Raw genomic sequence first — 26120 nt, 5'->3', positions numbered from 1 at the left:
CACCGTGTCGCTGCTTCCGGAGACCGGCCGCCGGATCGATGAGATGATCGCCCGGGCACAGTCCACCGGCCGGGTGCCCTCGCTCGCGTGCGCGGTGGTCCGTGACCGTGCGGTGCTGCACTTCGCGGGCGCCGGAGAGCAACCCCGGCCGGACCCGAAGACCCAGTACCGGCTCGGCTCGATCACCAAGACGATCACCGCGACGCTGGTGATGCAACTGCGTGACGAGGGCTTCTTCGCCCTCGACGACCTGCTCTACCGGCATCTGCCAGGTACTCCGATCGGTGGGGTGACCCTGCGCCAGTTGCTCGGGCACGTCTCCGGCCTTCAGCGCGAGCCGGACGGGCCGTGGTGGGAGCGCAACGCCGGCGGTGACGCCGGCAAGCTGCTCGCCGAGTTGACCTACGAGAAGCTGGCCGGCCCGCCGTACCGCCGCTACCGCTACTCCAATCTGGCATACGGGCTGCTCGGCGCGGTGCTGGAACGGGTGACCGGGCAGAGCTGGGCGGAGTTGGCCGGCAAGCGCGTCCTGGATCCGCTCGGCATGAAGCGCACCACCTACGCACCGGTCGAGCCGTTCGCCCGCGGCTACGTGGTGCACGCCCTGGGTGGCGCCCTGCACGAGGAACCCCGCCCGGACACCGGTGCCATGGCCCCGGCCGGGCAGCTCTGGTCAACCGTCACCGACATGGCGAAGTGGGCCGGTTTCCTCGCCGACCCGGCTCCGGCCGTGCTGGCCCGGGAGACCGTCGACGAGATGTGCGCCCCGGTGGTGATCAGCGATCTCGAGTCGTGGACCGCCGGACACGGCCTGGGCCCCCAGCTCTACCGGGTCGGCGAACGCGTCTACGTCGGCCACGGCGGCTCGATGCCGGGCTACGTCGCGCATCTGGCGGTCCACCGCCGCAGCCGGATCGGCGTCATCGTCTTCGCCAACGCCTACGGCCTCACCGGGACCAGCATCAAGGAGGTCAGCCTGGCCACGCTGACCACCGTGCTGGACGGCGAACCGTCGACCATCCCGGCCTGGCGTCCGCCCGTGCCGCCGCAGGGCGAGGCCGCCGAGGTGTGCGGCCGCTGGTGGCGGATGGGCCGCGAATACGAGATCAGCGCCGAGGGTGACGCCCTGCTGATGACCGGGCCCCAGCATCGCACCCGCTTCGCCCGCGAGGCCCCGGACCGCTGGCGCGGCCTCGAGGGCAACAACGAGGGCGAGATCCTTCTGCTCGGCCGCGATCCGGACGGCAAGGTGGATCATTTGGACATCGCGACCTTCATCTACCGCCGCGAGCCATCCCACCTGGCCTGAGACGTACGCGTTCCCGCCCCGCCTCTGGCCCAACGTCAGTGCTGCATCGCAGGCTCGGAGGCAGCGCCCACGTTGGGCTGGGGGTGGGTGGGGCGGGGCGGGCGGGCGGTGAGGCCGAGGGCCAGGCCGGCGGCGACGGTGGCGATTCCGAGCCAGACCAGCGGGCGCGGGGACGGTCCGCCGAGGGCCATGCCGGTCAGCGCGGCGGCGATCGGCGCCACCCCGGTGAGCAGCCCGGCCCGGCCCGCGCCGAGGCGGGCGACGCAGGTGTACCAGAGCAGGAACGCGACCGCGGTCAGCAGCACCGCCAGATAGGCACCGGCGAGCAGGTCGTCGGCGCGCAGACGGGTAACCGCGGACGGTCCTTCGGCGACCACACCCACCACGCCGAACAGGACGGTGGCCAGCGCGGTGGTGTGCACCGACACGCCCAGCGGACCGTGCCGGCCCAGCAGCGGGAGCGCGAGCAGGGTGAACGCCGCCTCGCAGGCGAACGTCACGGCGGCCCAGAACAGTCCGATCCCGTCGGCGCGGCCTACTCCCTGCACCAGGGCGGCACCGGCGGTCACCACGACCGCGGCCGCGGTCACCCGGGACGCCGGGCTCCGGCCCTCCAGGAGTGGGCCACCGACCGCGAGCAGGATCGGCACGCAGGCCACGGCCACACCGAAGACCGCGGGTTCGGCGTGCTCCGATCCGAGCACCAGGGCGACGTTGAAGAAGAGCAGGCCGGTGACCGTGACGCCGAGCAGCCAGAGCCACTCGCTGCCGCGCGGCCGGTGCAGCTTGGCCCGGGTCAACCGGGCCCAGCCGATCAGCAGGAGGCACGCCACGGCGTACCGGAGGCTTTGGACGGTGAGGTACGGCGCGTCGGCGAGACGGCCCGAGACGGCGGCACTGCCGCCCACGAAGGCCATGCCGATGGCGCCGGCGAGGATCGGGAGAGCTTTCACACCTTGATGCTCGTCGCGAGTATGGTCCGTTTCGAGGACCAATCGAGGCCTGGGGAGGTGGACCAATTTCCGGCTCGGACTTTCTTCAGCTGCGCCCGGAGACCGCGCCCGGCAAAGGGCTGACCGACTGGCTGGCCGACGGACTGCGCGCCGCGGTCGTCACCGGGCGGCTACAACCCGGCGACCGGCTGCCCGCCACCCGGCTGCTCGCCGGCGAACTCGGCATCTCCCGGGGCGTGGTGGTGCAGGCCTACGAGCGGCTGGTCGACGAAGGACTGGCCGGTGCGCGTACCGGGTCCGGGACGGTGGTCACCGGGCACGGGCCGGCGGCCGCCGAGTCACGACCGGCCGGTGACCGGCGGCGCACGCTGGCCGAACTGCGGCTGCCGATCTCCGCGCCGGACGGCATCGACCTGGACCTGTCGCCGGGTGTGCCCGACCTGTCGGCGTTTCCGCGTACCGCCTGGTTGCGGGCCGAACGGGCGGTGCTGGACCGGGTCACCGGCGCCGACCTCGGATACGGCGACCCGGGCGGCACGCCACGGTTGCGGTCGGAACTGGTGGGCTGGCTGGCGCGTACCCGCGGGGTACGGGCCGAGGCCGACGACGTGGTGATCTGCGGCGGGGTGGCGCAGGGTCTGGCCCTGCTCGCGCACGTGCTGCGCGGCGAGGGCAGGAACGCCGTCGCGGTGGAGGACCCGGGGTCACGCGGCGCCTGGGATCAGATGGCGTTCTGGGGCCTGCGGCCGGTGGGCGTGCCGGTCGACGGGGACGGCATGCGGGTGGACGACCTGATCGCGACCGGTCTGGACGCGGCCGTGCTCACCCCGGCGCACCAGTTCCCGACCGGGGTGGTGCTCGGCCCGGAACGCCGCCGAGCGCTGTTGAGCTGGGCGGAGACCCGGCTGGTGATCGAGGACGACTACGACGCGGAGCACCGCTACGACCGGGCGCCGGTGGCGGCCCTCCAGGGTTCGGCGCCGGAGCGCGTCGCGTACCTCGGCAGCGTCTCGAAATCGCTGGCGCCCGGCATGCGGGTGGGCTGGCTGATCGCGCCGCGCCGGATGCAGACCGAGCTGCTCGCCGCGAAACACGCCAGCGACCTCGGCAATTCGGCGCTGCCACAGCTGGTGCTGGCGGAGCTGATCGCCTCCGGCGACTACGAGCGGCACCTGCGGGCGGTGCGGACCCGCCAGCGGCGGCGGCGGGACGCGCTCCTGACCGGGCTGCGCACCCACCTGCCGCGGGCCCGGGTGACCGGGGTGGCGGCCGGGCTGCACCTGGTGGCCCTGCTGCCCGGGGACGGCGACGACACCGTCCTGGCCGAACGGGTCGCGGCTTGCGGCGTACAGGTGCATCCACTCAGCTGGCACCGCCAGCGGCCGGGACCGCCGGGCCTGGTCCTGGGATATGCCGCGGAGTCCCCGGACCGCCTCATCGAGGCCGCCGCCCGCATCGGCCGCGTCCTCAGTCGTCCAGGACCGTGACGAAGTCGATCAAGCGTTCCATCGAGTTGATCAAGGGGGTCTCGACGTCCTTGTAGGTGCGGACCGAGGCCAGGATGCGGCGCCACATGTCGGCCGGCTCGCGGACGCCGGCCGCGGCGCAGACGCCCTCCTTCCACGGCCGCCCCGGCGGAATGACCGGCCACGCGCGCAGGCCCACCCGTTCCGGCTTCACCGCCTGCCAGACGTCCACATACGGATGCCCGGTGACCAGCACGTTCGGATCGGTCACCGCGGCCACGATGCGGCTCTCCTTGGAGCCCGGCACCAGATGGTCGACGAGCACACCGAGCCGCCGCCGCGGACCGGGCCGGAACTCGGCGACCGCGGCCGCCAGGTCGTCGATGCCGTCCAGCGGTTCCACGACCACGCCCTCGACCCGCAGGTCGTCACCCCAGATCCGCTCCACCAGGGCGGCGTCGTGGATGCCCTCCACCCAGATCCGGCTGGCCTTGGCGACCTGCGCCTGCACCCGGTCGACCGCGATCGACCCGGAGGCGGTGATCCGGCGCTGCGCGGGCGTCGCTTTCGGAGCCGGGCGGCGCAGGGTGACCGTCTTGCCGTCGAGCAGGAACGCGGCCGGCTCCAGCGGGAAATTACGGCGTTTGCCGTGCCGGTCCTCCAGCACCACGGCGCCCAGCTCGAAGCCGACGACCGCGCCGCAGAAACCCGAACCGGCGTCCTCCACCACCAGCCCAGCCTCGGCGTCCACCTCCGGTATGACCTTGCGGCGACGCCAGTTCCCCGCGAGCACATCCTCCCCATACATGGATCGCACGGTAACCCGCGACCACGAACACACCGCCGGTGACGCTCCGAGCCGAGACAACCTTCCGCACCGGCACGTACCCTAGGCCGCATGTCACCCGCAGCTGAGGCGGCCACCCGGACCGCCCGTCGGTCCACCCGGTTCGTGGCCTGGGTGCGAGCCTGGCGCGCCGGGCTCGTGCCCTTCGACGAGCTGGCCGACGAGATCGCCGCCGACGAGGAGCACCTCGTCGCCGATGCCCCCGGCACCTGGACCGACGTACCTCTCCCCCAGGGCCTGCCGACCTTCGCGAAGCTGCATCCCGATCAGATCCGGCTCGTGCTTCCGGCCCCCGGCGACCCCCGCGGCCTGCCCGGTCCCGGCGATCTGACCGGTGCCGCGCTGCTCGCCGGCGAGGCGGTCATGACGCCCGAGTTCGGGGTCGTGCCCGAGGTCCGGCGGCACACGTCCGGATCCGGGATGGAGTTCGAGACCGTGCTCTGGCGGGTGTTCCCGGCACCCGAGCACCGGCCGGTCTTCCAGATGGGCGCCGCCGAGGCGGAGGCCGAGCTGACCACCGCGCTCGCCGAGGCCACCACCCAGCTGACCAAGCTGGACGTCGCCCAGTGGAAACCGGAGCTGGCCGGCGCGCTGGCCGCCCTGCGCCGGCCGGAGAGCACCGCCACCCTGCCGCCCGGCTTCGACCCACGCTCACGGCGACTCTTCGCCCGGGCCACCGTGCTCGACCAGGTGCTGGCATTGGCCGGCAGCAGTGCACCGGGCGGCGCGGTCAACGGCTACGAGGCGCAGGCCCGGGACGCGGCCCTGCGCCCGCTGACCGCCGCCTGCCGCCAGGCGCTGGTCGCGGCATGTAACGCACCGCTGCATCCGTGAAGCAGGATCGGTACGCGCACTGCACGTACTGCGGTGCGCGGTTTCCCGCCGGCCAGCCGTGGCCGCGCCGATGCGCGGCGTGCGGCGAGACCAGCTACCTCAATCCGAGCCCGGTCGCGGTCGCCGTCCAGCCGGTCGGCAGCGGCCTGCTGGCGGTACGCCGCGGCATCCCACCGGCCATCGGCCGGCTCGCCCTGCCGGGCGGTTTCATCGACGTCGGCGAGACCTGGCAGGCCGCAGCGGTCCGCGAGCTCTTCGAGGAGACCGGCCTGGTGGCCGACCCGGCGAAGGCACGCCACTACGCCACGATCAGCGCCCCGGACGGCACCCTGCTCGTCTTCGCCCTCCTCCCGCCGCTGGCCGGCGCGGCCGCGCTGCCGCCGCTCCCGGCGAACCAGGAGGCAATGGGCCGCGAGATCCTCTACGGCCCCACGGAGCTGGGCTTCAGCATCCACACCGCGATCGCCACCCGCTGGTTCACCGAGGCGGCTCGGGGTCTTTGATCAGCCCGGGATGTCCCCGTGATCCTCACCGACGCCCGTCTGGTTCGGGCCGACTGACCGTCAGTCGATCAGGCCGGCGTCAACGAGCTCGGTGAGGAGGCGCTGGATGGCGGGGGCGCAGCGGTGGGCCTCGGCGGACGAGAACCAGGCCAGCTCGGTTATCTCGGCGGCGGCCGCCGGCTCTCCGTCGGCCGGGCCGACGAAGCAGATCAGGCGCACCCGGGTGCCCGGTGGCCGGTTGTGCGCGGGCGCCTCGATCGTGGTGAACAGCCGCAGGGTGGCCGGGTCGACCGGGATGCCGACCTCCTCGCGCACCTCCCGGGCCGCGGCCTCGGCGTGGCTCTCCCCAGCCTCCGGCTTGCCGCCCGGCAGGTAGAAGGCGTCCGAGCCGTTCGGCCGGACCACCAGGACCCGCCGGTCACGGACGCAGACCCAGGCCGCGGCCACCACCACCGGCATGGATTCAGATCTCATCGATCAGGTCGGCGACCGAGTTGACGATGCGCGACGGCCGGTACGGGTACGTCTCGCTCTCCATCCGGCTGCTGATCCCGGTGAGCACCAGGATGGTCTCCAGCCCGGCCTCCAGCCCGCAGAGCACGTCGGTGTCCATCCGGTCGCCGATCATCGCGGTGGTCTCGCTGTGCGCGCCGATCGCGTTGAGCGCCGAGCGCATCATCATCGGGTTCGGCTTGCCGACGAAGTACGGCTTCACGCCGGTCGCCTTGGAGACCATCGCGGCGACCGAGCCGGCCGCCGGGAGCAGGCCCTCGTTGGACGGGCCGGTGGCGTCCGGGTTGGTGCAGATGAAGCGGGACCCGGCGCTGATCAGGCGGATCGCCTTGGTGATCGCCTCGAAGCTGTAGGTGCGGGTCTCGCCGAGCACCACGTAGTCCGGGTCGAACTCGGTCAGCACGTAACCGGCGGCGTGCATAGCGGTCGTCAGACCGGCCTCACCGATGACATACGCCGTACCGCCGGGCCGCTGGTCGGCCAGGAACTGGGCGGTGGCCAGCGCGGCCGTCCAAATCGACTGCTCGTCGACGTCGAAACCCATCCGGTAGAGCCGGGCCTGCAGGTCGCGGGGGGTGTAGATGGAGTTGTTGGTGAGGATCAGGAAGGGCTTACCGGACGACTTCATCCGGTTGACGAACTCGGGCGCGCCCGGCACCGGCTCACCCTCGTGGACGAGAACTCCGTCCATGTCGGTGAGCCAGCTCTCGATCGCCTTGCGCTCCTTCATCAGGGTGCTCCTCGTCGCGCGGGTGATGGGCAGCAGTCCGCGGGGCAGACGTCCCAGGTCGGCAGCGTACCGAGGGCGGCGCGCTGGTGATCATCGGTACGTTCCTGCACGAGTTCCCGCACCATTGCGACGAACTTCGGGTGTACGCCGGGGGTCGCCGCGCGGGCGTACCCGAGGCCAAGGCGGGCGGCGGTGTCCTTCGCCTCGTTGTCCAGGTCCCAGAGCACCTCGAGGTGGTCGGAGACGAAACCGATCGGGCTGACCACCACGTCGGTGACGCCCTTCTCGGCGAGGGCTTCCAGGTGGTCGTTGATGTCCGGCTCCAGCCACGGGATCTGCGGCGGGCCGGACCGGCTCTGCCAGACCAGGTCGTAGCCGACGTCCATCGCGGCCATGGCGTGCACCAGCCGGGCGGTCTCCTCCAGCTGAGAGGTGTACCGGCCGCCGTCCGGGCCCGCGGTGTTCGCCATGCTGACCGGGATGGAGTGCGCGGTGAAGACCAGCCGGGTGGTGGCCCGCCGGCCCGGGTCCAGGGTCGCCAGCGCCTCGCTCACGGCGTGCGCGTGCGGCTCGACGAAGCCGGGGTGGTCGTGGAACTGCCGCAGCTTGGCGATCCGCGGCGCGCCGGGCCCGACGTGCTTGCGGGCCGCGGCAATGTCCTCCCAGTACTGCTTGCACGACGAGTACCCGCCGTACGCGCTGGTCGCGAAACCGAGCGCGTTCTCGACGCCGTCGTCACGCATCCGCGCGACGGTGTCGGCGAGCATCGGGAGCCAGTTGCGGTTGCCCCAGTAGGTGGGCAGCCGCACGTCGTGCGCCGCGAACTCGGCGTCGAGCGCGGCCAGCAGATCCCGGCATTGCTGGTTGATCGGGGAGACCCCGCCGAAGTGCATGTAGTGCTCGTACACCTCGGCGAGGCGCTCGTCCGGAACGCCGCGCCCGCGCACCACGTTGCGCAGGAACGGCATCACGTCATCGGGTTTCTCGGGTCCACCGAAGGAGAGCAGGACGAACGCGTCGTAAACCACCCGACCATCCTGCCACCGGGTCACGCGGCAAGCGCGTGGTAACCCCCGTCGACGTGCACCATCTCACCCGTGGTGGCCGGGAACCAGTCCGACAGCAGGGCGCAGACCGCGCGGGCGGTCGGCTCCGGGTCGGTCAGGTTCCAGCCGAGCGGCGCCCGCTGGGTCCAGGCGTCCTCGAAGTCGCTGAAGCCGGGGATCGACTTGGCGGCCATGGTGCGCAGCGGGCCGGCCGAGACCATGTTGCTGCGGATGCCCTGCTTGCCCAGGTGCATGGCGAGGTAGCGGGACGCCGACTCGAGCCCGGCCTTCGCCACGCCCATCCAGTCGTAGAGCGGGTACGCCTTGGTCGCGTCGAACGTCATCCCGACGATCGAGCCGCCGGCCTGCATCAGCGGCAGGCACGCGGTCGCCAGCGACTTGTACGAGTACGTCGACACCTGCAACGCCTGGGCCACGTCCTCCCAGGACGTCTCCAGGAACGCGCCGCCCAGGGCGCCCTGCGGAGCGAAGCCGATGGAGTGGACAACGCCGTCCAGTCCGTCGACGTGCTCGCGGACCCGGTCGGCGAGGCTGTCCAGGTGTTCCTGATTGGTGACGTCCAGTTCGATGACGGGTGCCGGCTCGGGAAGCCGCTTGGCGATCCGCTCGACCAGCGAGAGCCGGCCGAACCCGGTGAGCACCACCTTGGCGCCGTTCTCCTGCGCCAGTTTCGCCACCGAGAACGCGATCGAGGCGTCGGTGATCACCCCGGTGACGAGCAGCCGTTTACCGGCCAGCAATCCAGACAAGGTCTCTCTCCTGAGGTGCTTATTTGAAACCGTAATTCTCGGAAACTTCAGTGGCCCATACCAAGGCCACCGTCGACGGGAATCACGGCGCCCGAGATGTACGCCGCGCTGTCGCTAGCCAGGAAGGTCACCGCCGCCGCGACCTCGTCGGCGGAGGCGAGGCGACCGGCCGGGACAGCCTTGATGATCTCGGCCTTCCGCGACTCGGGCAAGACGGCGGTCATCTCGGTCTCGATGAACCCCGGTGCCACGACGTTCGCGGTGATGTTGCGGGTGCCCAGCTCACGAGTGATGCTACGGGCCATGCCGACCAGGCCGGCCTTGCTCGCCGCATAGTTCACCTGGCCGGGACCGCCGTACAGGCCGACGACCGAGGAAATGAAGATCATCCGGCCCCAGCGGGCGCGCAGCATCTTCGCGCTGGCCCGCTTCGCGCACCGGAAGGCGCCGGTCAGGTTGGTGTCGAGGACCCGCTCGAACTGCTCCTCGCTCATCCGCATCAGCAGCGTGTCGTCGGTGATCCCGGCGTTGGCGACCAGCACCTCCACCGGCCCCAGCTCGTTCTCCACGAACGTGAAGGCGGCGTCGACGGCGGACGAGTCGGTGATGTCGCACTGCACACCGAACATGCCCTCCGGGGCGCCGGTGCCGCGGTGGGTCACGGCGACCCGGTCACCCTGCTTCACGAACGCCTGGGCGATGGCCAGGCCGATTCCGCGATTTCCGCCGGTCACCAGAACGGTGCGAGCCACAACGCACTCCTTCGTCAGGTCGTACCCAGGTAGGGGGTGCCGGGTGGCACCGCAGGGTCACGACAGCCGCACACACGCGCCGTAACCTGCTCGGAATGGAGACTATCGGCCCTGAGTCGCACGGCGGAGTGATGGGGCCGCTGACTTACCTAACGTTAAAGAGGGAAACACCGAGGCCACCGGCCCGCCGGCGCAGGCACGTCCTCCCGGTGCTGCTGGCCGCACTCGTCGGACTGGCGTTCGCCGCGAACGAACAACTGGAGGACACCTGGAGCTTGCCGACCGCCGTGGCCGGGATCATCGCGGCCGGCTCGGTGCTGCCGGTGATCGTCGCCTACCGATGGCCGGTGATGGCCTGGCGACTGGCTTTCCTGATGATGTTCGCCGGCGTGATCGGGGCGGACCCGCATCAGTCCTGGCCGTGGAACAGCGTCCTGATCGTCGGGTTCCTCCTCGTCCTCGCCCGGCTGGCGGCGACCAACGAGTCCATGGTCACGGTCTGGGCCACCGTGCTCAGCCTGATCCCGGTCTTCCTGTTCGCTCCGTATGCCAACGCCTGGGGCGCCGCGATGCTGGTCGTCGCGGTCGCCGCGCTCGGCGACATCATTTCCCGGCGGCGGCGGGCCCGCGAGCTCACCGAGATCACCGAACTGGAGCAGGCCAGGCGGGCCGTGCTGGAGGAGCGGGCCCGGATCGCCCGGGAGATGCACGACGTGGTGGCGCACCACATGTCGATGATCGCGGTGCAGGCGGAGACCGCTCCGTACCGGCTGGAGGGTCTGCCCGAGCAGGCGAAGCAGGAGCTGGCGTCGATCGCGACCGCCGCCCGGGCGGCGCTCACCGACATGCGGCGCCTGCTGGGCGTGCTGCGGGCCGAGCAGGCCGAGGCCGAGAAAGAGCCACAACCGGGGTACGCCGAGATCGCCGGACTGGTCACCACCGCGCGGCGGGCCGGCCTCCCGGTCACCACCGAACTGCCGGAGCTGACGGACCTGCCCGAGGCGGTCGGGCTCACCGCGTACCGGATAGTGCAGGAAGCGCTCGCCAACGCGGCGCGGCACGCGCCCGGCGGCCCGGTGCGGCTGGTGGCTCGCGCCGACCGGGATCAGCTGGAGCTGGACATCCGCAACGAGCTGACCGGCCCGGTACGCACCGGCCGAACCGGGCACGGCCTGGTCGGGATGCGCGAGCGGGTCACACTGCTCGGTGGTGAACTGACCGCGGGCCCGGACGGCGACGGCGGCTACCGGATCACGGCACGGATTCCCCGGCAGGCGGAGGCGAAATGATCAAGATCTTGATCGCGGACGACCAGGCCATGGTGCGGCAGGGGTTCGGCGCGCTGCTCGGCGCCCAGCCCGACCTGCTGGTCGTCGGCGACGCGGCGGACGGGGCGGCGGCCGTCGAGGCGGCACGCGAGCTACGGCCGGACGTCGTGCTGATGGACGTACGCATGCCGGTGATGGACGGCCTGGAGGCGACCCGGCGGATCACCGGGCCCAAGGTGCTCATCCTCACCACCTTCGACCTGGACGACTACGTCTACGAGGCGCTGCGGGCCGGTGCCAGCGGTTTCCTGCTCAAGGACGCGCCGGCCGCCGACCTGGTGCACGCGGTCCGGGTGGTGGCGGCCGGCGAGGCCCTGCTGGCGCCGTCAGTCACCCGGCGGCTGATCGCCGAGTTCGCCGCCCGGCCACACCGCGACCGGCCCCGTCCGGTGGCGCTCAACGCGCTCACCCCCCGCGAGACCGACGTGCTGCGGCTGATCGCCCGCGGCCGGTCCAACCAGGAGATCGCCGCGGACCTGGTGGTGGCCGAGCAGACCGTGAAGACCCATATCGGCCGGATCCTGACCAAGCTCAACCTGCGGGACCGCGCGCAGGCAGTGGTCTTCTCCTACGAAACCGGACTTGTTGCCGCTGGAGAGTGACCCGATTTTCTTAAGCGCCGCTTAAGGAGTACGCTCCCAGACGGTTCTCAGGCCCGACGACTTCGCGGAGGTGATCGCTGTGCGAGATAGCGATCCTCCTAGTCGCGGCCGGGACACTCGTCAGCATCGCTGACCCGTTCTCTCTCCCGCGCGTGCTTCCACAAGGCTCAGCCCTGCGCGGGTTCTCCGGCCGCGACGTGACCCTGACCTCGTTCAGTCCAGTCACCAGCGGAAGTCGGTCTCACTATGAAGAACTTCGTCGCGCCCCTCGGTTTCACCCTGCTGTCGGCGTGGGTGGTCGTGCTGTTCGTGCTCGCCCACAACACGCCCTGAAGTGTTCGTCCGCCGCACGCCCTAAGGCAGCCGGGACGTCCAGAGCAGGCTCATCGTCGCGCCGACTAGCCCTAGCAGCAGGCCGACCGCGGCGTACCACTGCGTCACCTCGCGCGGCTCGGTCCGATGCCCGATCGAGCTGCCCATGTCCTCGTACACCTTCTTCAGCTCGCTGACCGAGGCGGCCTCGTAGAAGAAGCCCTTGGTCTGCTCCGCCAGCTCCTGCAAGGAGAGCCGGTCCACCGGCACCCGCTGCACCGAGCCGCGGATGTCCACCACCCCGGTGTCGGTGCCGAACGCGATCGTCGACACCGGCACGTTGGCCGCGGAGGCCGCGGTCGCCGCGTCCTCGATCGACCGCCCCGACGTGCGGTAGCCGTCAGAGAGCAGCACGATCCGGGCCGGCGGTGCGCCGTCCGCGCCGTCCGACGGCACCGAACGGATCGCATCCAGCGAGGTGAAGACCGCCTCACCGGTCGCGGTCGCCTCGGCCAGGGTCAGCCCGTCGATCGCGGCGATCACCGCGGACCGGTCCTTGGTCGGCGCGACCAGCACGTTCGCCGCCTTCGCGAACGACACCAGGCCCAGGTTGTAGGTGGGCGGCAGCTCGCTGACGAACGCCTTCGCCGCCTCCTGCGCCGCCTCGATCCGGCTCGGCGCCACGTCATCGGCCTGCATCGACAACGACACGTCGATGGCCAGCATCACCGTGGCCCGTTCGAGGGGCTGCTCGGTGTCGACCGACGGACGAGCGGTCGCGGCCGCCAGCGCACCCAGCATCAGCAGGAACGCGGCGGCGGAGATGTGCCGGCGCCAGCCCAGGCCCTTCGGCGCCAGGGTGCGCAGCAGGTCGACGTTGGTGAAGCGCATCGCGTACTGACGCTTGCGGAACTGCCGCCAGACGTAGACGCCGGCCATGGCCAGGACCGGCAGGATCGTCAGCAGCCACCAAGGTTCCAGGAAACGGATCATCGTGTGGTCCCTCGGGTACGGGCGTGGCGTTGAGCGGCCACGAAGCGGACCATGTCGAGCAGCCAGTCGGTGTCGGTGCGCAACCGCAGGTGAGCCGCGCCGGCGGCACGCAGCGACCGGGCGATCGCGGCCCGCTGCTCCCCCGCCGCCTCGGCGTACCGCTGTCGCAGTCTCGGATCGGAGGTCTGCACCTCGTGCAGCGCGCCGGTCTCCGGGTCGGCCAGGGTCAGCACGCCGACGTCGGGAAGTTCCAGCTCGCGCGGGTCGACCACCTCGATCGCGAGCACGTCGTGGCGTACCGCCAGTTTGCGCACCGGACGGGCCCAGCCCTCCACCGGCGCCAGGAAGTCGGAGATCACCACGGCGACGCCGCGCCGCCGCGGCGGCCGGTTCAGCATGTCGATGAGCTCGCCCAGGTCGGCGCGCCCCGGACGGATCCGGGTGCGGGCGATCGCCCGCAGCAACCCTTGCGCCTCCTTGCGGCCGGGCCGCGCCGGCAGGCGGACCACCGGGCCGGCCACCGGGTCGGGCGCCGTCGCCGCCTTGCGGCGCCACCAACTCGCGCTTCCACCCTTCTCCGGTACGCCGGAGCCGGTGCCGACCACCGCGCCGATCCGATTGCCGCCGCGGACAGTCAGATGCGCGATCGCGGTCGAGGCGGCGATCACCAGATCCCGTTTCAGCCAGCGTGCCGTGCCGAAGTCCAGGCTGGCCGACAGGTCGACCGCCAGCCACGTCTCCAGCTCCCGGTCCGCCACGGTCCGGCGCACATGCGGCTGCGTGGTACGCGCGGTCACCGGCCAGTCCATCCGGCGCACGTCGTCACCCGGCCGGTACTCCCGCGACTCCCCCGCCTCGGAGCCCGGCCCGGGCAGCAGACCCGCGTAGTCGCCCTGCAACAGGCCGTCCAGCTTACGGGTGACCAGCAGTTGCAGGCGCCCGAGCACCGCCTCGGCCCGAGCCGACTCGTCCGGGGCCAGGGGCATCGCGGAGCCCGGCGTGGTCACGGCGACGCCTCGTGCGCCTGATCGCGGCCGGAGCGGCCCGGCCCGGTCCGACGGGTCATGGCTGGCCGTGCCAGCCGCCGGCCTGCGGATAGGGCTGGCGGTTGTCGAAGCCGCCGGCCGGGACACCGCTGGTCGGCTGCACACCACCGGGCGGCGGCGCGCCCGGGATCACCGCGGCGCCGTGCTGCCCGTTCGGCGAGGCGCCCTGCCGGGCGGCGACCGACGGCATCGGGACGGTCTGCATGATCCGGGCCACGATGTGGTCGGCCGGGATGTCGTCGGCCAGCGCGTCGTAGCTGAGCACCAGCCGGTGCCGCAGGATGTCCGGCGCCACGTCGGTCAGATCCTGCGGCAGGGCGTAGTCGCGGCCGCGGAGCAGGGCGAGCGCCCGGGTGGCCCGGACGATGCCGAGCGAGGCGCGCGGGCTGGCACCGTACTGGATCAGCTGGGCGACGTCGGGCAGACCGTGCTGCGCGGGCGCCCGGGTGGCGAGCACCAGCCGGACCGTGTAGTCGACGAGCGCGTTGTGCACGAAGACCTGGTCGGCGCGGCGCTGCAGGGCGAGCAGGTCCTCCGGGGTGAAGACCTGCTTCGGCTCCGGCGCGCTCACCCCCATCCGGTAGACGATCTCCCGCTCCTCGCTGTCGGTCGGGTAGCCGACCAGGATCTTCATGAGGAAGCGGTCGCGCTGGGCCTCCGGCAGCGGGTAGACGCCCTCCTGCTCGATCGGGTTCTGCGTGGCCATCACCAGGAACGGGTCCGGCACCTCATAGCTCTTGCCGCCGATCGACACCTGGTGCTCGGCCATCACCTCGAGCAGCGCCGACTGCACCTTGGCCGGTGCCCGGTTGATCTCGTCGGCGAGCAGGAAGTTGACGAACACCGGGCCGAGCTCGACGTCGAAATTCTCGCTGGACTGCCGGTAGATCCGGGTACCCACGATGTCCGCCGGAACCAGGTCCGGGGTGAACTGCACCCGGGAGAACGTGCCGCCGACCACCTTGGCCAGGGTCTCCACGGCGAGTGTCTTGGCCACGCCGGGCACGCCCTCGAGCAGGCAGTGGCCGCGCGCCAGCAGCGCGATGAACATCCGCTCGACCATCCGGTCCTGCCCGACGATGACCCTCTTCACCTCGAACATCGCCCGCTCCAGCTGGGACGCGTCCTGCGCGGGCGGGACGGACGTCGTCCGATCCAGCTGTGACGGGTCCTGCGCGTGCGGCACCGGCGCTCCGGCGTCGGGACTGGTCTCGGTCTCGGGCATGCTCGGCTGCGCCACCGGTCGTCCTCCACAACGGTCGTGATGCGCCGGCGCGGATGCCGACGTTCAAGACTTACACGACACACAACAGCACACGGCTGAGAGGTTGCTAGGAGCCGGTGCCCTCACCATCGTCGCAACCCGGGGTTACCGCCGTCGTCCCGCACGCCATAGGCCGGTCGTGTTGATCTTTCTGCGCGATCCGCCGGATCGGGCACGGTCACCGGGTGGATACGCGAACCCGGGAACCGTGTAGCATTTGGCTCGTCGCCGGGCGGCTTCCCCCGTGGCCGCCCGGCGCTCATCAACTCCCAGCCGTAGGCTTTCCGGCATGGTCGAGGATCTGTTCTCCCCCGCGGTGCTCCAGCCCCAGTGCTCGGCCAAAGGCTGCCGTGCGGCGGCCGCCTGGCAGCTGCTCTGGAACAATCCGAAACTGCACACCCCGGAGTACCGCAAAACCTGGCTGGCCTGCGTCGATCACCGCGAGACGCTCGGTTCCTTCCTCGACGCGCGTGGTTTCCTGCGTGAGGTCAAACCCTTCACTGCGGCGGGAGATGCCGTCATCTCCTAGGCTTCAGATGTGAGCGAGCCGTCCCGTACCGTTGTCGATGCCCTCGAACCGTGGCCGGACACGGTCGCGTGGCGCCCCGTCTCCCCGAAGCTGATCATCGTCGAGCTGATCGGGCTGGGCGCCTGGATCGCCTTCCTGGTGGCCGGGCTCAGCGTCGGCTGGGTGATCGGCGGCCAGTCCTGGTGGCCGATCGCGATCGCCGCGGTGGTCCTGCTGGGCGTCTGGCGCGCGGTGATCGAGGCCCGCGCGGTCGGTGCCTGGGGGTACGCGGAACGCGACAAGGACCTGCTGGTCCGCCACGGGCTCCTGGTCCGCCACCTGTCCATCGTTCCGTACGCGCGGATGCAGTACGTCGACGTCACCGCGGGCCCGCTGGAGCGCGCGTTCGGGCTGGCCACCGTCCAGCTGCACACCGCCGCCGCGGCGAGCGACGCCCGGATCCCCGGGCTGCCGCCGGACGAGGCGTCCCGCCTGCGGGACCGGCTGACCGCCCTCGGCGAGGACCGGGCCGAGGGCCTGTGAGCAGCCCCGGCTACCCGCCTGCCACGCCACCCCCGCCGGGTTCCCAGCCGCCCGAATGGGCCGCTCCCGCCGGGCACCCGCATCCCGGCCAGCCCTACTCCGGTGCTCCGCAATCTCCGCAGCCGTTGCCGGTGGCCGCCGCACCCGGTGACGCGCCTGGTGAGCCACCACCGGCTGCGGCGGCCGGGCTGGAGAGCCGGCAGCGGCTGCACCCGCTCAGCCCGCTGCTGAACGGCGCCAAGAGCATCGTGGTGATCATCGCCGCCCTTTCCTGGCAGACCTACGGGCAGCTCGGCGCGGCACACTTCGCCATCGTGGTGGCGGTGCTGGCCGTCGGCGTGGTGATCTTCTCGGCGGTCGGCTGGTGGAACACCGGGTATCACGTGGTCGGCCGTGAACTCCGGATCGCCGAAGGCCTGGTGTGGCGTCGCAACCGGGCCATCCCGCTCGACCGGCTCCAGGCGGTGGAGCTGCGCCGCCCGCTGCTCGCCCAGCTCACCGGGCTGGCCGAGCTCCGCCTGGAAGTGGTCGGCGGCGGCAAGACCGAGGCGCCGCTGGCCTACCTCACGGTCCGGGAAGCCGCGATCCTCCGGGAGCGGCTGCTCGCGTTGTCCGGGCGTACCCCGGCTCCGCATCCCGGCGCGACCACCGCGGACCCGGCGGCGCACGCCGCCGCGCCACCCGCCGAGGCCCCGCTCTACCGGGTCCGCAACCAGGATCTGCTGATCAGCCAGCTGCTGACGCCGCAGGCGCTCTTCCTGCCGGTCGGCATCGCCTGGGTGAGCACCCAGTTCCTGATGGAAGGCTCGTGGACGTTCATCGGCATCGCCAGCACGGTGACCGCGATGGCCGGTGTGCTCCTCCAGCCGATCCGCCGGGTCCTGCAGGACTGGAACTTCCGGGCCGCACACGACCAGGACCGGCGGCTGGTGCTGCACTACGGCCTGCTCGAGACCCGCAACCAGGTGGTGCCGCTGCACCGCGTGCAGACGGTACGCGTCATCTGGCCGCTGCTCTGGCGCCGGAAGCGCTGGCTCAACCTGCGCCTCGACATCGCCGGCTACTCCGGCCCGGAACCGGGCGACGACAAGAGCTCCGACCGCCTGATGCCGGTCGGCGACATCGGCACCGCCCGCGCCCTGGTCGCGGCCGTGCTGCCCGGTGTCGACCTGGCCACCCTCGCCACCTCCCCGCCGCCGGCCCGGGCCCGCTGGCTGCACCCGTTCGCTCTGCGGTTCCACGGTGCCGGGCTCACGCCGGACGTCTTCGTCAGCCGGTGGGGCCGGGTCACGCGGGAGTTGAGCATGGTGCCGTACGCCCGGTTGCAGAGCGTCCGGGTCGTGCAGGGCCCGCTGCAACGCCGGCTCGGTCTGGCCACCGTCTACGCGGACACCGCCGGCGGCCGCGCCGGAATTGCCCGTGATCGCGACCTGGCCGAAGCGTGGGCACTGGCCGAGCAGCTGGCCGTCCGCGCCCGCCAGGCCCGCGGCCTGACCACCGCACCCCCGGCAACCGGCCCAGCCACACCGCCGCCGGTTCCGGTCGCCTCCGCCTCGCCCCCGGCCCCCGTCCCGCCGGGTGCCGTCGCGCCGGGTGCCATCGCGCCGGCGGGCTGGTACCCGCCCTCCGGGCCGGGTGCGCCGGACGATGAGGCGTACTGGCAGCGGCCTTCGCCGTCATAAGCTTTGCCAATGGAGCTTCCGGAGTTCGCGCCCGGTCTCAGCGCCCGGGTCGAGTTGACGGTCACCGACGCCGACACCGCCCAGTCCCTCGGTTCCGGTGACGTGCCGGTCCTGGGTACGCCCCGGGTGCTGGCCCTGGCCGAAACCGCGACCGTGGCGGCGACCGCCCGGCAGCTTCCCGGCGGCGTCACCACGGTCGGCAGCCGAGCCGAGATCGAGCACCGGGCGCCCACCCTGGTCGGGCGCCGGGTCACCGCGCAGGCCACGCTGACCAAGGTGGACGGGCGGAAACTCCTGTTCGAGGTCGCCGTCCACGACGGCGAGACGCTTGTCGCCGAGGTCCGGATCGAGCGGGTGGTGCTGGACCGGCAGCAGTTCATCGCCCGAGCACTCGGCGACTGACCCCTGGCGGGGGTTGAGCGCGACGGCCTGCCCGGGCCCGGCGGTCGCGCTGGGGCCCGGGGGTGGGCACCCGGCCGCGTGGGAGCCCGGGGGCGATCTCGAAATGGCGGGACTGCGGAAACGCGTACCCCGAATGAGCGGGACCGGAATGCCGGCCTCGACCACCGGTGTGCTCAGAGAAGGGCGCCCCAGCGGGCCGTGAGTTCAGCCGGGGTGGGCATGGCGGTGGCGCCGCCCTTGCGTTCGCAGACCAGGCCGGCGACGGCGAGCGCGAAGCGCACGTGGCGCTGCCAGCCGGCGAGGTCGGCGGGCAGGCCGTCGTCGAGGAGGCGGCGGATGAGGGCGCCCATCACCGAGTCGCCGGCGCCGGTGGCGTCGATCGCGGCCACCGACGGTGCCGGCAGCATGGCGGCGCCGTCCGCGGAGGCGACGTGCGCGCCCTTCGAGCCGCAGGTGACGACCACCGCGCCGGCGCCCAGGCCGCGGATCCGGTCCGCCGCAGCGGCCGGGTCGTGCTCGCCGTAGAGCAGCACCGCGTCGGCGGCGCTGAGTTTGACCAGGTCGGCGGTGGCGAAGAACTCCTCGACGAGGTCGCGGAGCGCGTCGGTGGCGGCAGCGTCCGGCAGCAGGGTGGGCCGCACGTTGGGGTCGAAGACGCGTACCGGGCCGGCCGTCGCCCAGGCGGCGCGGGCCGCCGCCCGGAACGGCTCCCGGAGCAGGCAGATGGACCCGGTGTAGAGGACGGCGGCGCCGCCGACCGCGGCGAGATCCAGGTCGTCCGGGCCGAGCAGTGCGTACGAGGGCGGCTCGCCGTAGAACGTGAAGGTCGGCTCGGCGCCCTCGAACGTGGTGACCGCGAGCGTGGTCGGCACCGGCACCCGTTTCACGCCGGTCCGCCCGACCCCGGTGTCGCGCAGAAAAGCCGCGATCCGGTCGCCGAGCACGTCGTCGCTGAGGGCGCCGGCGTACTGGACCTCGCCGCCGAGGCGGGCCACCCCGACAGCGACGTTGAGCGGTGCGCCGCCGATCGCCTGCCGGTAGATCAGTTCGCCGTCGAGCTCCGCTTCGAGCAGGTCGATCAGCGCTTCACCCATCACCATCGCGTAGCCCATGCCGATCCCCTCTCGTCCGGCATCAGCGTGCCATCCGGTGTCTCCGGCTACAGCCTCCCATCCGCCTTCGATGCACCGGAGTCGTCCGATCTCCCACCCGATATAAACGTATTTGTCAAGATTTAGGAATGAATAGTCTTCTGTTGCTTCTCGCCGCACTGACCGCCGGCACACCGGCACCGCCGCCTCCGGTGTACCAGCCCGGCCCGGTCACCGTCGGCACCTTCCGGGCCTGGAGCGAGGCCACCCCGGCGGTCACCTATGACACCGCCGCGGTCCCGGAGGGCGCCACCGGCAAGCTGACCGTCAAGGGCACCACGGTCCGTCTCAAGGTCACCGGACTCGTGCCCGGCCGGGCCTACGGCGCCCATCTGCACGTCAACCCGTGCACCGACAAGCCGGCCGAGGCCGGCCCGCACTACCAGCACAAGATCGACCCGGTGCAGCCCTCCGTCGACCCGCGGTACGCCAACCCGCGCAACGAGGTCTGGCTGGACTTCACCGCCGGCGCCGACGGGACCGGCCGCGCGACAAGCGTGCAGCGGTGGCACTTCAACAATTCGCGGCCGCCGTGGTCGATGGTCCTGCACGCCGAGCGCACGCACACCAAACCCGGCGAGGCGGGTACGGCCGGCGCCCGGCTGGCCTGCCTGACCCGGACGGCCGTCTCCGCGTACGAGAAGACCGGCGGGAGGCTGTAACGTCGCAGGCGAGCGGAGAACGGAGGCACCCCCCATGTCGGAGCAGCCCAAGACGGAGTCGCACGACCCCGACTTCCCGGAGGCGTTTCTGCAGTTCATGCGCAGTGGCTGGCGAGACGAGCCGCTCGTGGTCGGTCCGCTGCCGGAGGTGCCCAACTACGCGAAGCGCCGGGCAGCGCTCTCCGAGGCCTTCCCCGGCGAGACGCTGATCATCCCGAGCGGCAACGAGAAGGTGCGAGCGAACGACACCGACTACCCGTTCCGTCCCGGCAGCGACTTCTTCTACCTGACCGGCGATCGCGACCCGGACAGCGTGCTGGTGCTGCGCCCGAGCGGCTCCGGTCACGACGCGGTGCTCTTCACCCGGGAGCGCAACTCGAAGGAGACCGACCGGTTCTTCCGGGATCGCAACGGTGAGCTCTGGATCGGGCGTACGCACACGCTCGCCGAGAAGTCGACCGAGCTGGGCCTGGAGACGGCGTCGCTGGGCGCCCTGGGCCCGGTTCTGGCCCACTCGGCGCCGGGCCGGACCCGGGTGCTGCGCGGCCTGGACGCCAACGTGGACCGGGCCGTCCTGGCCTACGAGCCGGACCGGGAGAAGCCCCGCGACCGTGAGCTGGCCCGGGTGGTCTCCGAGCTCAAGCTGGTCAAGGACGAGTGGGAGATCGCTCAGCTGCAGGCCGCGATCGACGCCACGGTGTCCGGTTTCGAGGACGTGGCCCGGGTCCTGCCGGCCGACCGCAGCGTGAAGGAGCGGCTCCTCGAGGGCGTCTTCGGGCTGCGGGCGCGGCACGACGGCAACGACGTCGGCTACAGCTCGATCGTCGGGTCCGGGCCGCACGCGACGATCCTGCACTGGATCCGCAACACCGGCGTCACCACGCCGGGCGAGCTGCTGCTGATGGACATGGGTGTGGAGGGTCACAACCTCTACACGGCGGACGTGACGCGTACGGTGCCGGTCTCCGGGACCTTCACCCCGCTCCAGCGGCAGGTCTACGACATCGTGCACGCCTCGCAGCAGGCCGGGATGGACGCCATCAAGCCCGGTGTGGCCTTCAAGGACGTGCACCGGACCTGCATGCGGGCGCTCGCCGAGGGGCTGCACGACCTGGGCCTGCTGCCGGTCAGCGTGGACGAGGCGATGAGCGAGAAGAGCACCGTCTACCGGCGCTGGACGCTGCACGGGTTCGGCCACATGCTCGGCATCGACGTGCACGACTGCGCGAACGCGCGCAGCGAGACCTACCGGGACGGGCAGCTCCAGGAGGGCTACGTGCTGACCGTCGAGCCGGGCCTGTACTTCCAGGCCGAGGACGAGCTGGTCCCGGCGGAGCTGCGCGGCGTCGGCGTCCGGATCGAGGACGACGTTCTGGTGACCGCGGACGGCTGCCGCAACCTGTCGGCCGGCCTGCCGCGGTCCTCCGACGAGGTGGAGAAGTGGCTGGCCGCGCAGCGTGAGGCCGGGCCGCGCCTGCCCGGCTGACGCCGGTTGCCCCGCTCCGGCACACTCCGTGCATGGAGGATCTTCAGGAGACGCCGGTCGATGTCGAGGTGACCGACGGCCGGGTGTTGGTCCGGGCCGGCGGGATCGTCGTGATCGAGAGGATCGGCGACCCGGCGGCTCGCAAGCACGTGCCGATCGGCACCCGGGACCGGCGTCACCTGACAATGCTGGTCGACGGCGTGCCGGCGGTCCTGCGGCCCCGCGCGGGGCGGTACACGCGCGGGTCGTACAAGGTGCGGGCGATCCACGATGGCGCGGAGTACCTGCTGCGGCCCAAGGACCCGGAGACCAGCCGGCTGCACCGGGACGGCTTCCGGCTGGGTGACTTCAAGATCGTTGACGGCGTGGTCCGGGTGGACTGGGAGCCGGACGCCAGGATCACGGCCAAGGCCACCGACCTGGCGATCGGCTACGCGCTCGCCGCGGCCTTCGGCACCGGCGCGAACTTCTTCCTGGTGATGCTGCTGGACCTGCTCGGTCACATGCCGGACTAGCTCGTCCGGTAGTCCGAGATCGTCCAGCACTGCGCGCCGTCCGGGGTGTCGGTCACGTTGATGGTCACCTTCACCGGGTGGCCGTCGGCCGTGTCCAACGTGGTGTTCACCTCGGCGCCGTCCTCGGTAGCGGTCCGCGCCATCTCGGTCAGCTGGCCGAGGGTCGGCACCTCGATCTCCTCGCCCTCCTGTCCGGTGACCGGTCCCAGGTCGACCGCCGCGGACGCCGACGGCAGCGCCGACCCGCCGACCCGCTCGGACTTCGTCACCGCCCCGCCGGACACGGTCACCTGGTAGCGGCCGAACGGTGCGCTCTCGTCACACCCGAAGGCCAGCGCGTACGAATAGGCTGCCGGCTCGGTCCAGGCCGGCGCGGACGCCCTCACCGACGGTGCCACCGAAGGGTCCGTGAACGAGGGCTTCTCCTCCGGATTGGACGATGTGCAGCCGCTGGCCAGCCCCACCAGTAGCAACGCTCCCAGGGCACGCTCGACCCGCACCACGACCTCCGCTCCCCGGCCGCCGCTCCTCGGCAGCCCCGCGGCGCAATGTAGCGCAGCGCCGCACGCACCTCGTGGACCGGTCAAGCGAGATCGCTGACGTAGACGGCCACCGAGCGGGCCGGAACCTCCAGCACCGACACGCCCTCCTGATCCGGCTCGGCACCGGCCTCGCGCAGCACCGGGTCCGCCGACTCCACCAGTTCCGGGTGCGGGCGCAGATCCGCCTCCGGAACGCGCTGCCGGGTGCCCTCCTCGGTGGCGTTGAACACCACCACGATGGACCGCCACCGCGGATCCAGGCCGGTCCCGTCCAGACACATGACGATCACGCCGGGGGTCTCGTGCGGGCCACCGAGCGGGAACGTCACCCGGCGCTGCACCTCCTCGGTCGTGGGCAGGCCGAAGACCGGCGACGAACTGCGGATGCGGAGCAGTTCCCGGTACCGCTCCGCGGTCAACGTGATCGCGTCCGGCGGCGCGACCAGCGAGGGCTCGGCGAGCAGGGGCCGGGCGTACTCCCACTTGTCGCCGTTGTCGGCGAACGGTGGCAGGCCCAGGCCGAAACCGTTGCCGAGCGCCGGGTCCCAGCGGATCTGGTTGAACCAGTCACCGGAGTTGAACGAGTTACGGTCCAGCGACTTGGAACGCAGCCGCTCGCTGCCGAGCGCGACGAACCCGGCACCCTGGCTGAGTACGACGAGGGCGAGCGCCAGCACCTGCATCCGTGCCCGGTCCAGCGGCGGGGTGCCGATCGGCAGCTTGAACGCCATCGCGTCGTAGAGGATCTCGTTGTCGTGCGCGTCGACATAGTTCACCGTCTCGCCCGGCGAGTGCGCGTATCCGCTCGGGGAGCCGTTGTAGTCGATCTGCGCGCCGCTCTGCTCGGCGCCGGTGTGCGTGACGAACCGGTACGTCGACAGGGCGCCGGTCAGACCCACCTTGATCCGGTCGTGCAGCCACAGCGGGGTCCGCGATCCGAGCCCGGTGGCGAACCCTTGCACGCCCGGATCGTCGCCGAACGAGCCGCCGCCGCGGGCCGCGTCCCGCAGCCGGTCGTTGAACGTGCCGATCCCGGTGCCGGCCATGTTGACCTGGGTGGCCTGCGCGAACCGAGCGTCGTACGCCACCTCGCCGAAGTTCCACCCCTCGCCGTAGATGCAGATGTCCCGGCCGTGTTCGCCGAGCCGGTCCAGCGCGATCCGGGCCTCCAGGATGTTGGCCCGCGGGTGGTGGCCCATCAGATCGAACCGGAAGCCGTCGATCCGGTACTCCCGGGCCCAGGTCACCACCGAGTCGATCACCAGCTTGCTCATCATCATGTGCTCGGTGGCCGTGTTCGGGCAGCAGGTCGACTCGGCGGTGCTGCCGTCGGCGAGCAACCGGTGGTAATAGCCGGGCACGATGCGGTCCAGGACGCTGTCCCGGTCGAGTCCGTCGCCCATCGTGTGGTTGTAGACCACGTCGAGGACCACCCGCAGGCCGGCCGCGTTGAGCGCGGCGACCATCGATCGCATCTGGAGGATCCGTGCGGAGCCGGCCGGGTCGGTGGCGTAGGCGCCCTCCGGCGTCGTCCAGTGCCACGGGTCGTAGCCCCAGTTGTAGCCGTCCTCGTCGGCGACCGCCATGACCGCGCGCTGCTGCTCCGGCGAGTCCGGCGGGAAGGACGCCAGGTCGCAGGCGGGCTGCGCCTGATCGGCCCGGCGGTCCGGCACGGTGGCGAAGTCGTTGACCGGCAGCAGGTGCACGTGGGTGAGCCCGGCATCGGCGAGCGACCGCAGGTGCCGCATCCCGTCCGAGCCGGGATGGGTGAACGCCAGGAAGGTCCCGCGCTCGGCGGCCGGGACCGAGCTGTCGAAGATGGAGAAGTCGCGGACCGACACCTCGGCGATCTGCATCCGGGCCGGGGCCACCGCGGGCGGCTTGACCAGGGTGTCCCACCCCGGCGGGCAGAGCGCCGGGTCGGCGAGGTCGACCAGCTGGCTGTGCGTGGAATCGGTGGCCAGCGACACCGAGTACGGATCGGTCACGCTGGTGGTGACCACCCGCTGCGCGGCCGGATGCCACACCTCCACCTGAAACCGGTAGTAGCGCCCCAGCCACTTGCGCTTGGCGGTGACCGACCAGACACCGGTCACCGGGTCCCGGTCCATCGGCACCAGGCGGGGCTCCTCGCCGGGCTCCCGGAACAGTTCCAGCCGCACGTGGCGGGCGGTCGGTGCCCAGACCGCCAGCTGCGGGCGGTCCTCGTCGGCCGGGAGCGGGCCGAGCTCGGCGTCGGCCGCCTCCGCGTACAGATCGTCGAGGACGCCGGCCAGCTGCACTCCGGTCAGCGCGGTCACCCGGCCGGCGGCGTCCCGCCCGGCGACCAGGAGCTGCCCGCGCAGCAGGTCGCCGAGGACCGCGTCGCCCAGCTCCCGCACGGCGAAAGCCCGGTACGCCCGCAGGTGCGGAAACCGCCGGCTCTGCGCCTGGAACAGCCCGCCGGGCCGCGGCACCAGGGCCAGCTCGTCGTCCTCCCCGGTCAGGTCGGTGCCGTCGCGGCGCAGTTTGCCGTCGGCGGAGGCGACCAGCGTGAAGGTGGCCGCCCGGGCCGCGAACCACTCGGGCAGCGCGACGGTGCCCCGGTCGAGGAAGACCGCGAGCGACCGGGCCGGGTCCAGCTCGGGACCGAGCGTGCCCAGGTCGGGCCGGACCGGGGCGGCGACGCCGGCGAGCATCCACACCTCACGGCAGGTGGTGAGGTCGAGACGCTGGTCGTCGGGCAGGTCCTTGTCGTCGCCGCGGTGCACGACGAAGCGCAGGCCCACGGCGTCCGGCCGCACCGGGACCTGGAAAACCGCGCCGTACTCGTCGAAGCGGGTGGGTGGCTTCGGCGTACTCCAACGGGTTTTGTCCGTGCGCTCGACGCCCTCCCAGCAGTGCAGGCCCCAGCCGCTGTAGTCACCGTCCGGCCGCCGGTAATGGATCACGGCGAAGCCGGGATCCGGCGCCGGGGCCGGCGCCGGCGGCTCGAGCGCGACCCGCCGGTCGTTGGCCCGCAGCCAGATCTCCGAGGTCTGCCGCAGATCGACCCACCGATCCAGGTCGACGTCCTTGGCGCCGTAGCGGTGCACCACGAGGAACCCCACCTCGCGCGCCTCCGGAGCGAGCCGCACCCAGGCGAAGCGGCCGTAGGAGTCCTCGCCGGCGAACGGCGTGCCCGCGGGATAGGTCGTCTCCTCCCCGGGCGCGACGTCTCCCCAGGCGTGCAGCGCCCAGTCGGCGTAATCGCCGTCGGCGCGGTGGTAGTGCACGATGAGCCATTGCGGACTGGTCCGGTGGTGCGGCGGGGCGGTCGCAGTGATCTCGATCGTCGTCACCGGACCATGGTCGCACCGGCCTGTGACCTTTTCAGCGCGGC

General features: G+C 72.0%; 26 protein-coding genes. 13 read left to right on the top strand and 13 right to left on the bottom strand.

Features of this window, described 5'->3' with window-relative positions; all coding sequences use genetic code 11:
• The first annotated feature begins 4 nt into the window (after positions 1-4).
• Complete coding sequence (locus I4J89_RS19555; RefSeq protein WP_196415416.1) at positions 5-1309, top strand: serine hydrolase domain-containing protein; 1305 nt, start codon at positions 5-7, stop codon at positions 1307-1309.
• A gap of 35 nt (positions 1310-1344) precedes the next feature.
• On the opposite strand, the gene I4J89_RS19550 is transcribed toward I4J89_RS19555, so the two are convergent.
• Positions 1345-2262, bottom strand: a complete 918-nt coding sequence (locus tag I4J89_RS19550; protein ID WP_196415415.1) for a DMT family transporter — start codon at positions 2260-2262, stop codon at positions 1345-1347.
• Between the two features lie 41 nt (positions 2263-2303).
• Here I4J89_RS19550 and pdxR point away from each other — a divergent pair, with 41 nt between their 5' ends.
• Complete coding sequence (gene pdxR, locus I4J89_RS19545; RefSeq protein ID WP_309238383.1) at positions 2304-3749, top strand: MocR-like pyridoxine biosynthesis transcription factor PdxR; 1446 nt, start codon at positions 2304-2306, stop codon at positions 3747-3749.
• On the opposite strand, the gene I4J89_RS19540 is transcribed toward pdxR, so the two are convergent.
• Entirely contained in the window at positions 3730-4536 is an 807-nt protein-coding gene (locus I4J89_RS19540; protein ID WP_196415414.1) for a DUF3097 domain-containing protein, read from the bottom strand. The two genes, pdxR and I4J89_RS19540, sit on opposite strands and share 20 nt — an antisense overlap.
• A 90-nt stretch (positions 4537-4626) precedes the next feature.
• Between I4J89_RS19540 and I4J89_RS19535 the strand changes: the two genes are divergently transcribed.
• Together I4J89_RS19535 and I4J89_RS19530 are read left to right on the top strand one after the other, a co-directional pair.
• Positions 4627-5409, top strand: coding sequence for an Rv1486c family protein (locus tag I4J89_RS19535; RefSeq protein WP_196415413.1), 783 nt, complete (start codon positions 4627-4629; stop codon positions 5407-5409).
• The gene (locus tag I4J89_RS19530) at positions 5406-5912 is read left to right on the top strand and encodes an NUDIX domain-containing protein (protein WP_196415412.1); all 507 of its coding nucleotides are present in this window, start codon (positions 5406-5408) and stop codon (positions 5910-5912) included. Before I4J89_RS19535 ends, I4J89_RS19530 begins: the two co-directional genes overlap by 4 nt.
• A 60-nt stretch (positions 5913-5972) precedes the next feature.
• Here the strand turns inward: I4J89_RS19530 and I4J89_RS19525 are convergent, their stop codons facing one another.
• The 5 genes from I4J89_RS19525 to fabG are packed head-to-tail and all read right to left on the bottom strand — an operon-like array spanning position 5973 to position 9723.
• A complete protein-coding gene (locus tag I4J89_RS19525; RefSeq protein WP_196415411.1) occupies positions 5973-6386 on the bottom strand; it encodes an NUDIX hydrolase in 414 nt (137 codons plus the stop codon).
• Complete coding sequence (locus I4J89_RS19520) at positions 6376-7155, bottom strand: HAD-IIA family hydrolase (RefSeq protein ID WP_196415410.1); 780 nt, start codon at positions 7153-7155, stop codon at positions 6376-6378. The genes I4J89_RS19525 and I4J89_RS19520 overlap by 11 nt, the downstream gene beginning before the upstream one ends.
• On the bottom strand, positions 7155-8183 hold the full coding sequence (locus I4J89_RS19515; protein ID WP_196415409.1) for a ferrochelatase: 1029 nt from the start codon (positions 8181-8183) through the stop codon (positions 7155-7157). Before I4J89_RS19515 ends, I4J89_RS19520 begins: the two co-directional genes overlap by 1 nt.
• 20 nt (positions 8184-8203) lie before the next feature.
• Positions 8204-8971, bottom strand: coding sequence for an enoyl-ACP reductase FabI (gene fabI, locus I4J89_RS19510; RefSeq protein WP_196415408.1), 768 nt, complete (start codon positions 8969-8971; stop codon positions 8204-8206).
• Between the two features lie 47 nt (positions 8972-9018).
• Positions 9019-9723 (bottom strand): beta-ketoacyl-ACP reductase, encoded by a 705-nt coding sequence (gene fabG, locus I4J89_RS19505; protein WP_196415407.1) that lies wholly within the window; start codon positions 9721-9723, stop codon positions 9019-9021.
• A 209-nt stretch (positions 9724-9932) separates the two neighbouring features.
• On the opposite strand from fabG, the gene I4J89_RS19500 reads away from it, so the two are divergent.
• Both I4J89_RS19500 and I4J89_RS19495 read left to right on the top strand, forming a co-directional pair.
• Positions 9933-11012: a sensor histidine kinase gene (locus I4J89_RS19500; RefSeq protein WP_309238374.1), complete on the top strand. Its 1080-nt coding sequence runs from the start codon at positions 9933-9935 to the stop codon at positions 11010-11012.
• Positions 11009-11653, top strand: coding sequence for a response regulator (locus tag I4J89_RS19495; RefSeq protein WP_196415406.1), 645 nt, complete (start codon positions 11009-11011; stop codon positions 11651-11653). Before I4J89_RS19500 ends, I4J89_RS19495 begins: the two co-directional genes overlap by 4 nt.
• 354 nt (positions 11654-12007) lie before the next feature.
• Here the strand turns inward: I4J89_RS19495 and I4J89_RS19490 are convergent, their stop codons facing one another.
• The 3 genes from I4J89_RS19490 to I4J89_RS19480 all read right to left on the bottom strand — a co-directional run bounded on the left by I4J89_RS19490 (position 12008) and on the right by I4J89_RS19480 (position 15244).
• Positions 12008-12958 (bottom strand): VWA domain-containing protein, encoded by a 951-nt coding sequence (locus I4J89_RS19490; RefSeq protein WP_196415405.1) that lies wholly within the window; start codon positions 12956-12958, stop codon positions 12008-12010.
• Positions 12955-13944, bottom strand: a complete 990-nt coding sequence (locus I4J89_RS19485; RefSeq protein WP_196415494.1) for a DUF58 domain-containing protein — start codon at positions 13942-13944, stop codon at positions 12955-12957. Before I4J89_RS19485 ends, I4J89_RS19490 begins: the two co-directional genes overlap by 4 nt.
• A gap of 76 nt (positions 13945-14020) precedes the next feature.
• A complete protein-coding gene (locus tag I4J89_RS19480; RefSeq protein ID WP_196415404.1) occupies positions 14021-15244 on the bottom strand; it encodes an AAA family ATPase in 1224 nt (407 codons plus the stop codon).
• Positions 15245-15557: 313 nt separating this feature from the next.
• On the opposite strand from I4J89_RS19480, the gene I4J89_RS19475 reads away from it, so the two are divergent.
• From I4J89_RS19475 to I4J89_RS19460, 4 genes are read left to right on the top strand one after another with little or no spacing between them, the layout of a single operon-like run.
• A complete protein-coding gene (locus I4J89_RS19475; protein ID WP_196415403.1) occupies positions 15558-15797 on the top strand; it encodes a hypothetical protein in 240 nt (79 codons plus the stop codon).
• A gap of 9 nt (positions 15798-15806) precedes the next feature.
• A complete protein-coding gene (locus I4J89_RS19470; RefSeq protein ID WP_196415402.1) occupies positions 15807-16319 on the top strand; it encodes a PH domain-containing protein in 513 nt (170 codons plus the stop codon).
• The gene (locus tag I4J89_RS19465) at positions 16316-18001 is read left to right on the top strand and encodes a PH domain-containing protein (protein WP_373688143.1); all 1686 of its coding nucleotides are present in this window, start codon (positions 16316-16318) and stop codon (positions 17999-18001) included. Before I4J89_RS19470 ends, I4J89_RS19465 begins: the two co-directional genes overlap by 4 nt.
• 9 nt (positions 18002-18010) lie before the next feature.
• On the top strand, positions 18011-18403 hold the full coding sequence (locus I4J89_RS19460) for a thioesterase family protein (RefSeq protein WP_196415401.1): 393 nt from the start codon (positions 18011-18013) through the stop codon (positions 18401-18403).
• A 173-nt stretch (positions 18404-18576) separates the two neighbouring features.
• Here I4J89_RS19460 and I4J89_RS19455 read toward each other — a convergent pair whose 3' ends face one another.
• Complete coding sequence (locus I4J89_RS19455) at positions 18577-19515, bottom strand: carbohydrate kinase family protein (protein ID WP_196415400.1); 939 nt, start codon at positions 19513-19515, stop codon at positions 18577-18579.
• Positions 19516-19643: 128 nt separating this feature from the next.
• Here I4J89_RS19455 and I4J89_RS19450 point away from each other — a divergent pair, with 128 nt between their 5' ends.
• Genes I4J89_RS19450 through I4J89_RS19440 form a run of 3 tightly spaced genes read left to right on the top strand, consistent with a single transcriptional unit; the run spans position 19644 to position 22217 of the window.
• Positions 19644-20216: a superoxide dismutase family protein gene (locus I4J89_RS19450; RefSeq protein WP_196415399.1), complete on the top strand. Its 573-nt coding sequence runs from the start codon at positions 19644-19646 to the stop codon at positions 20214-20216.
• A gap of 34 nt (positions 20217-20250) precedes the next feature.
• Positions 20251-21702, top strand: coding sequence for an aminopeptidase P family protein (locus I4J89_RS19445; RefSeq protein ID WP_196415398.1), 1452 nt, complete (start codon positions 20251-20253; stop codon positions 21700-21702).
• Between the two features lie 32 nt (positions 21703-21734).
• Positions 21735-22217 (top strand): hypothetical protein, encoded by a 483-nt coding sequence (locus tag I4J89_RS19440; RefSeq protein ID WP_196415397.1) that lies wholly within the window; start codon positions 21735-21737, stop codon positions 22215-22217.
• Here I4J89_RS19440 and I4J89_RS19435 read toward each other — a convergent pair.
• Positions 22214-22717 carry a hypothetical protein gene (locus I4J89_RS19435; protein ID WP_309238372.1) on the bottom strand — a complete coding sequence of 168 codons (504 nt, stop codon included), beginning with the start codon at positions 22715-22717 and terminating at the stop codon, positions 22214-22216. The genes I4J89_RS19440 and I4J89_RS19435 overlap by 4 nt on opposite strands.
• Before the next feature lie 83 nt (positions 22718-22800).
• Entirely contained in the window at positions 22801-26079 is a 3279-nt protein-coding gene (pulA, locus tag I4J89_RS19430) for a pullulanase-type alpha-1,6-glucosidase (RefSeq protein ID WP_196415395.1), read from the bottom strand.
• Between the last annotated feature and the right edge of the window lie 41 nt (positions 26080-26120).

It is taken from the genome of Actinoplanes aureus, assembly GCF_015704865.1.
In the GTDB taxonomy this organism is placed as follows: Bacteria; Actinomycetota; Actinomycetes; order Mycobacteriales; family Micromonosporaceae; genus Actinoplanes; species Actinoplanes aureus.
Note: the sequence above shows the minus strand (reverse complement) of the source record. Positions and strands in the feature narration are given on the sequence as shown.

Coding starts and splice junctions, on each gene's coding strand:
- I4J89_RS19475 (WP_196415403.1), top strand. CDS start 15,558: ATGGTCGAGGATCTGTTCTCCCCCGCGGTGCTCCAGCCCCAGTGCTCG.
- I4J89_RS19495 (WP_196415406.1), top strand. CDS start 11,009: ATGATCAAGATCTTGATCGCGGACGACCAGGCCATGGTGCGGCAGGGG.
- I4J89_RS19440 (WP_196415397.1), top strand. CDS start 21,735: ATGGAGGATCTTCAGGAGACGCCGGTCGATGTCGAGGTGACCGACGGC.
- I4J89_RS19490 (WP_196415405.1), bottom strand. CDS start 12,958: ATGATCCGTTTCCTGGAACCTTGGTGGCTGCTGACGATCCTGCCGGTC.
- I4J89_RS19520 (WP_196415410.1), bottom strand. CDS start 7,155: ATGAAGGAGCGCAAGGCGATCGAGAGCTGGCTCACCGACATGGACGGA.
- I4J89_RS19455 (WP_196415400.1), bottom strand. CDS start 19,515: ATGGGCTACGCGATGGTGATGGGTGAAGCGCTGATCGACCTGCTCGAA.
- I4J89_RS19450 (WP_196415399.1), top strand. CDS start 19,644: ATGAATAGTCTTCTGTTGCTTCTCGCCGCACTGACCGCCGGCACACCG.
- I4J89_RS19535 (WP_196415413.1), top strand. CDS start 4,627: ATGTCACCCGCAGCTGAGGCGGCCACCCGGACCGCCCGTCGGTCCACC.
- I4J89_RS19460 (WP_196415401.1), top strand. CDS start 18,011: ATGGAGCTTCCGGAGTTCGCGCCCGGTCTCAGCGCCCGGGTCGAGTTG.
- I4J89_RS19540 (WP_196415414.1), bottom strand. CDS start 4,536: ATGTATGGGGAGGATGTGCTCGCGGGGAACTGGCGTCGCCGCAAGGTC.
- I4J89_RS19525 (WP_196415411.1), bottom strand. CDS start 6,386: ATGAGATCTGAATCCATGCCGGTGGTGGTGGCCGCGGCCTGGGTCTGC.
- I4J89_RS19485 (WP_196415494.1), bottom strand. CDS start 13,944: ATGCCCCTGGCCCCGGACGAGTCGGCTCGGGCCGAGGCGGTGCTCGGG.
- I4J89_RS19445 (WP_196415398.1), top strand. CDS start 20,251: ATGTCGGAGCAGCCCAAGACGGAGTCGCACGACCCCGACTTCCCGGAG.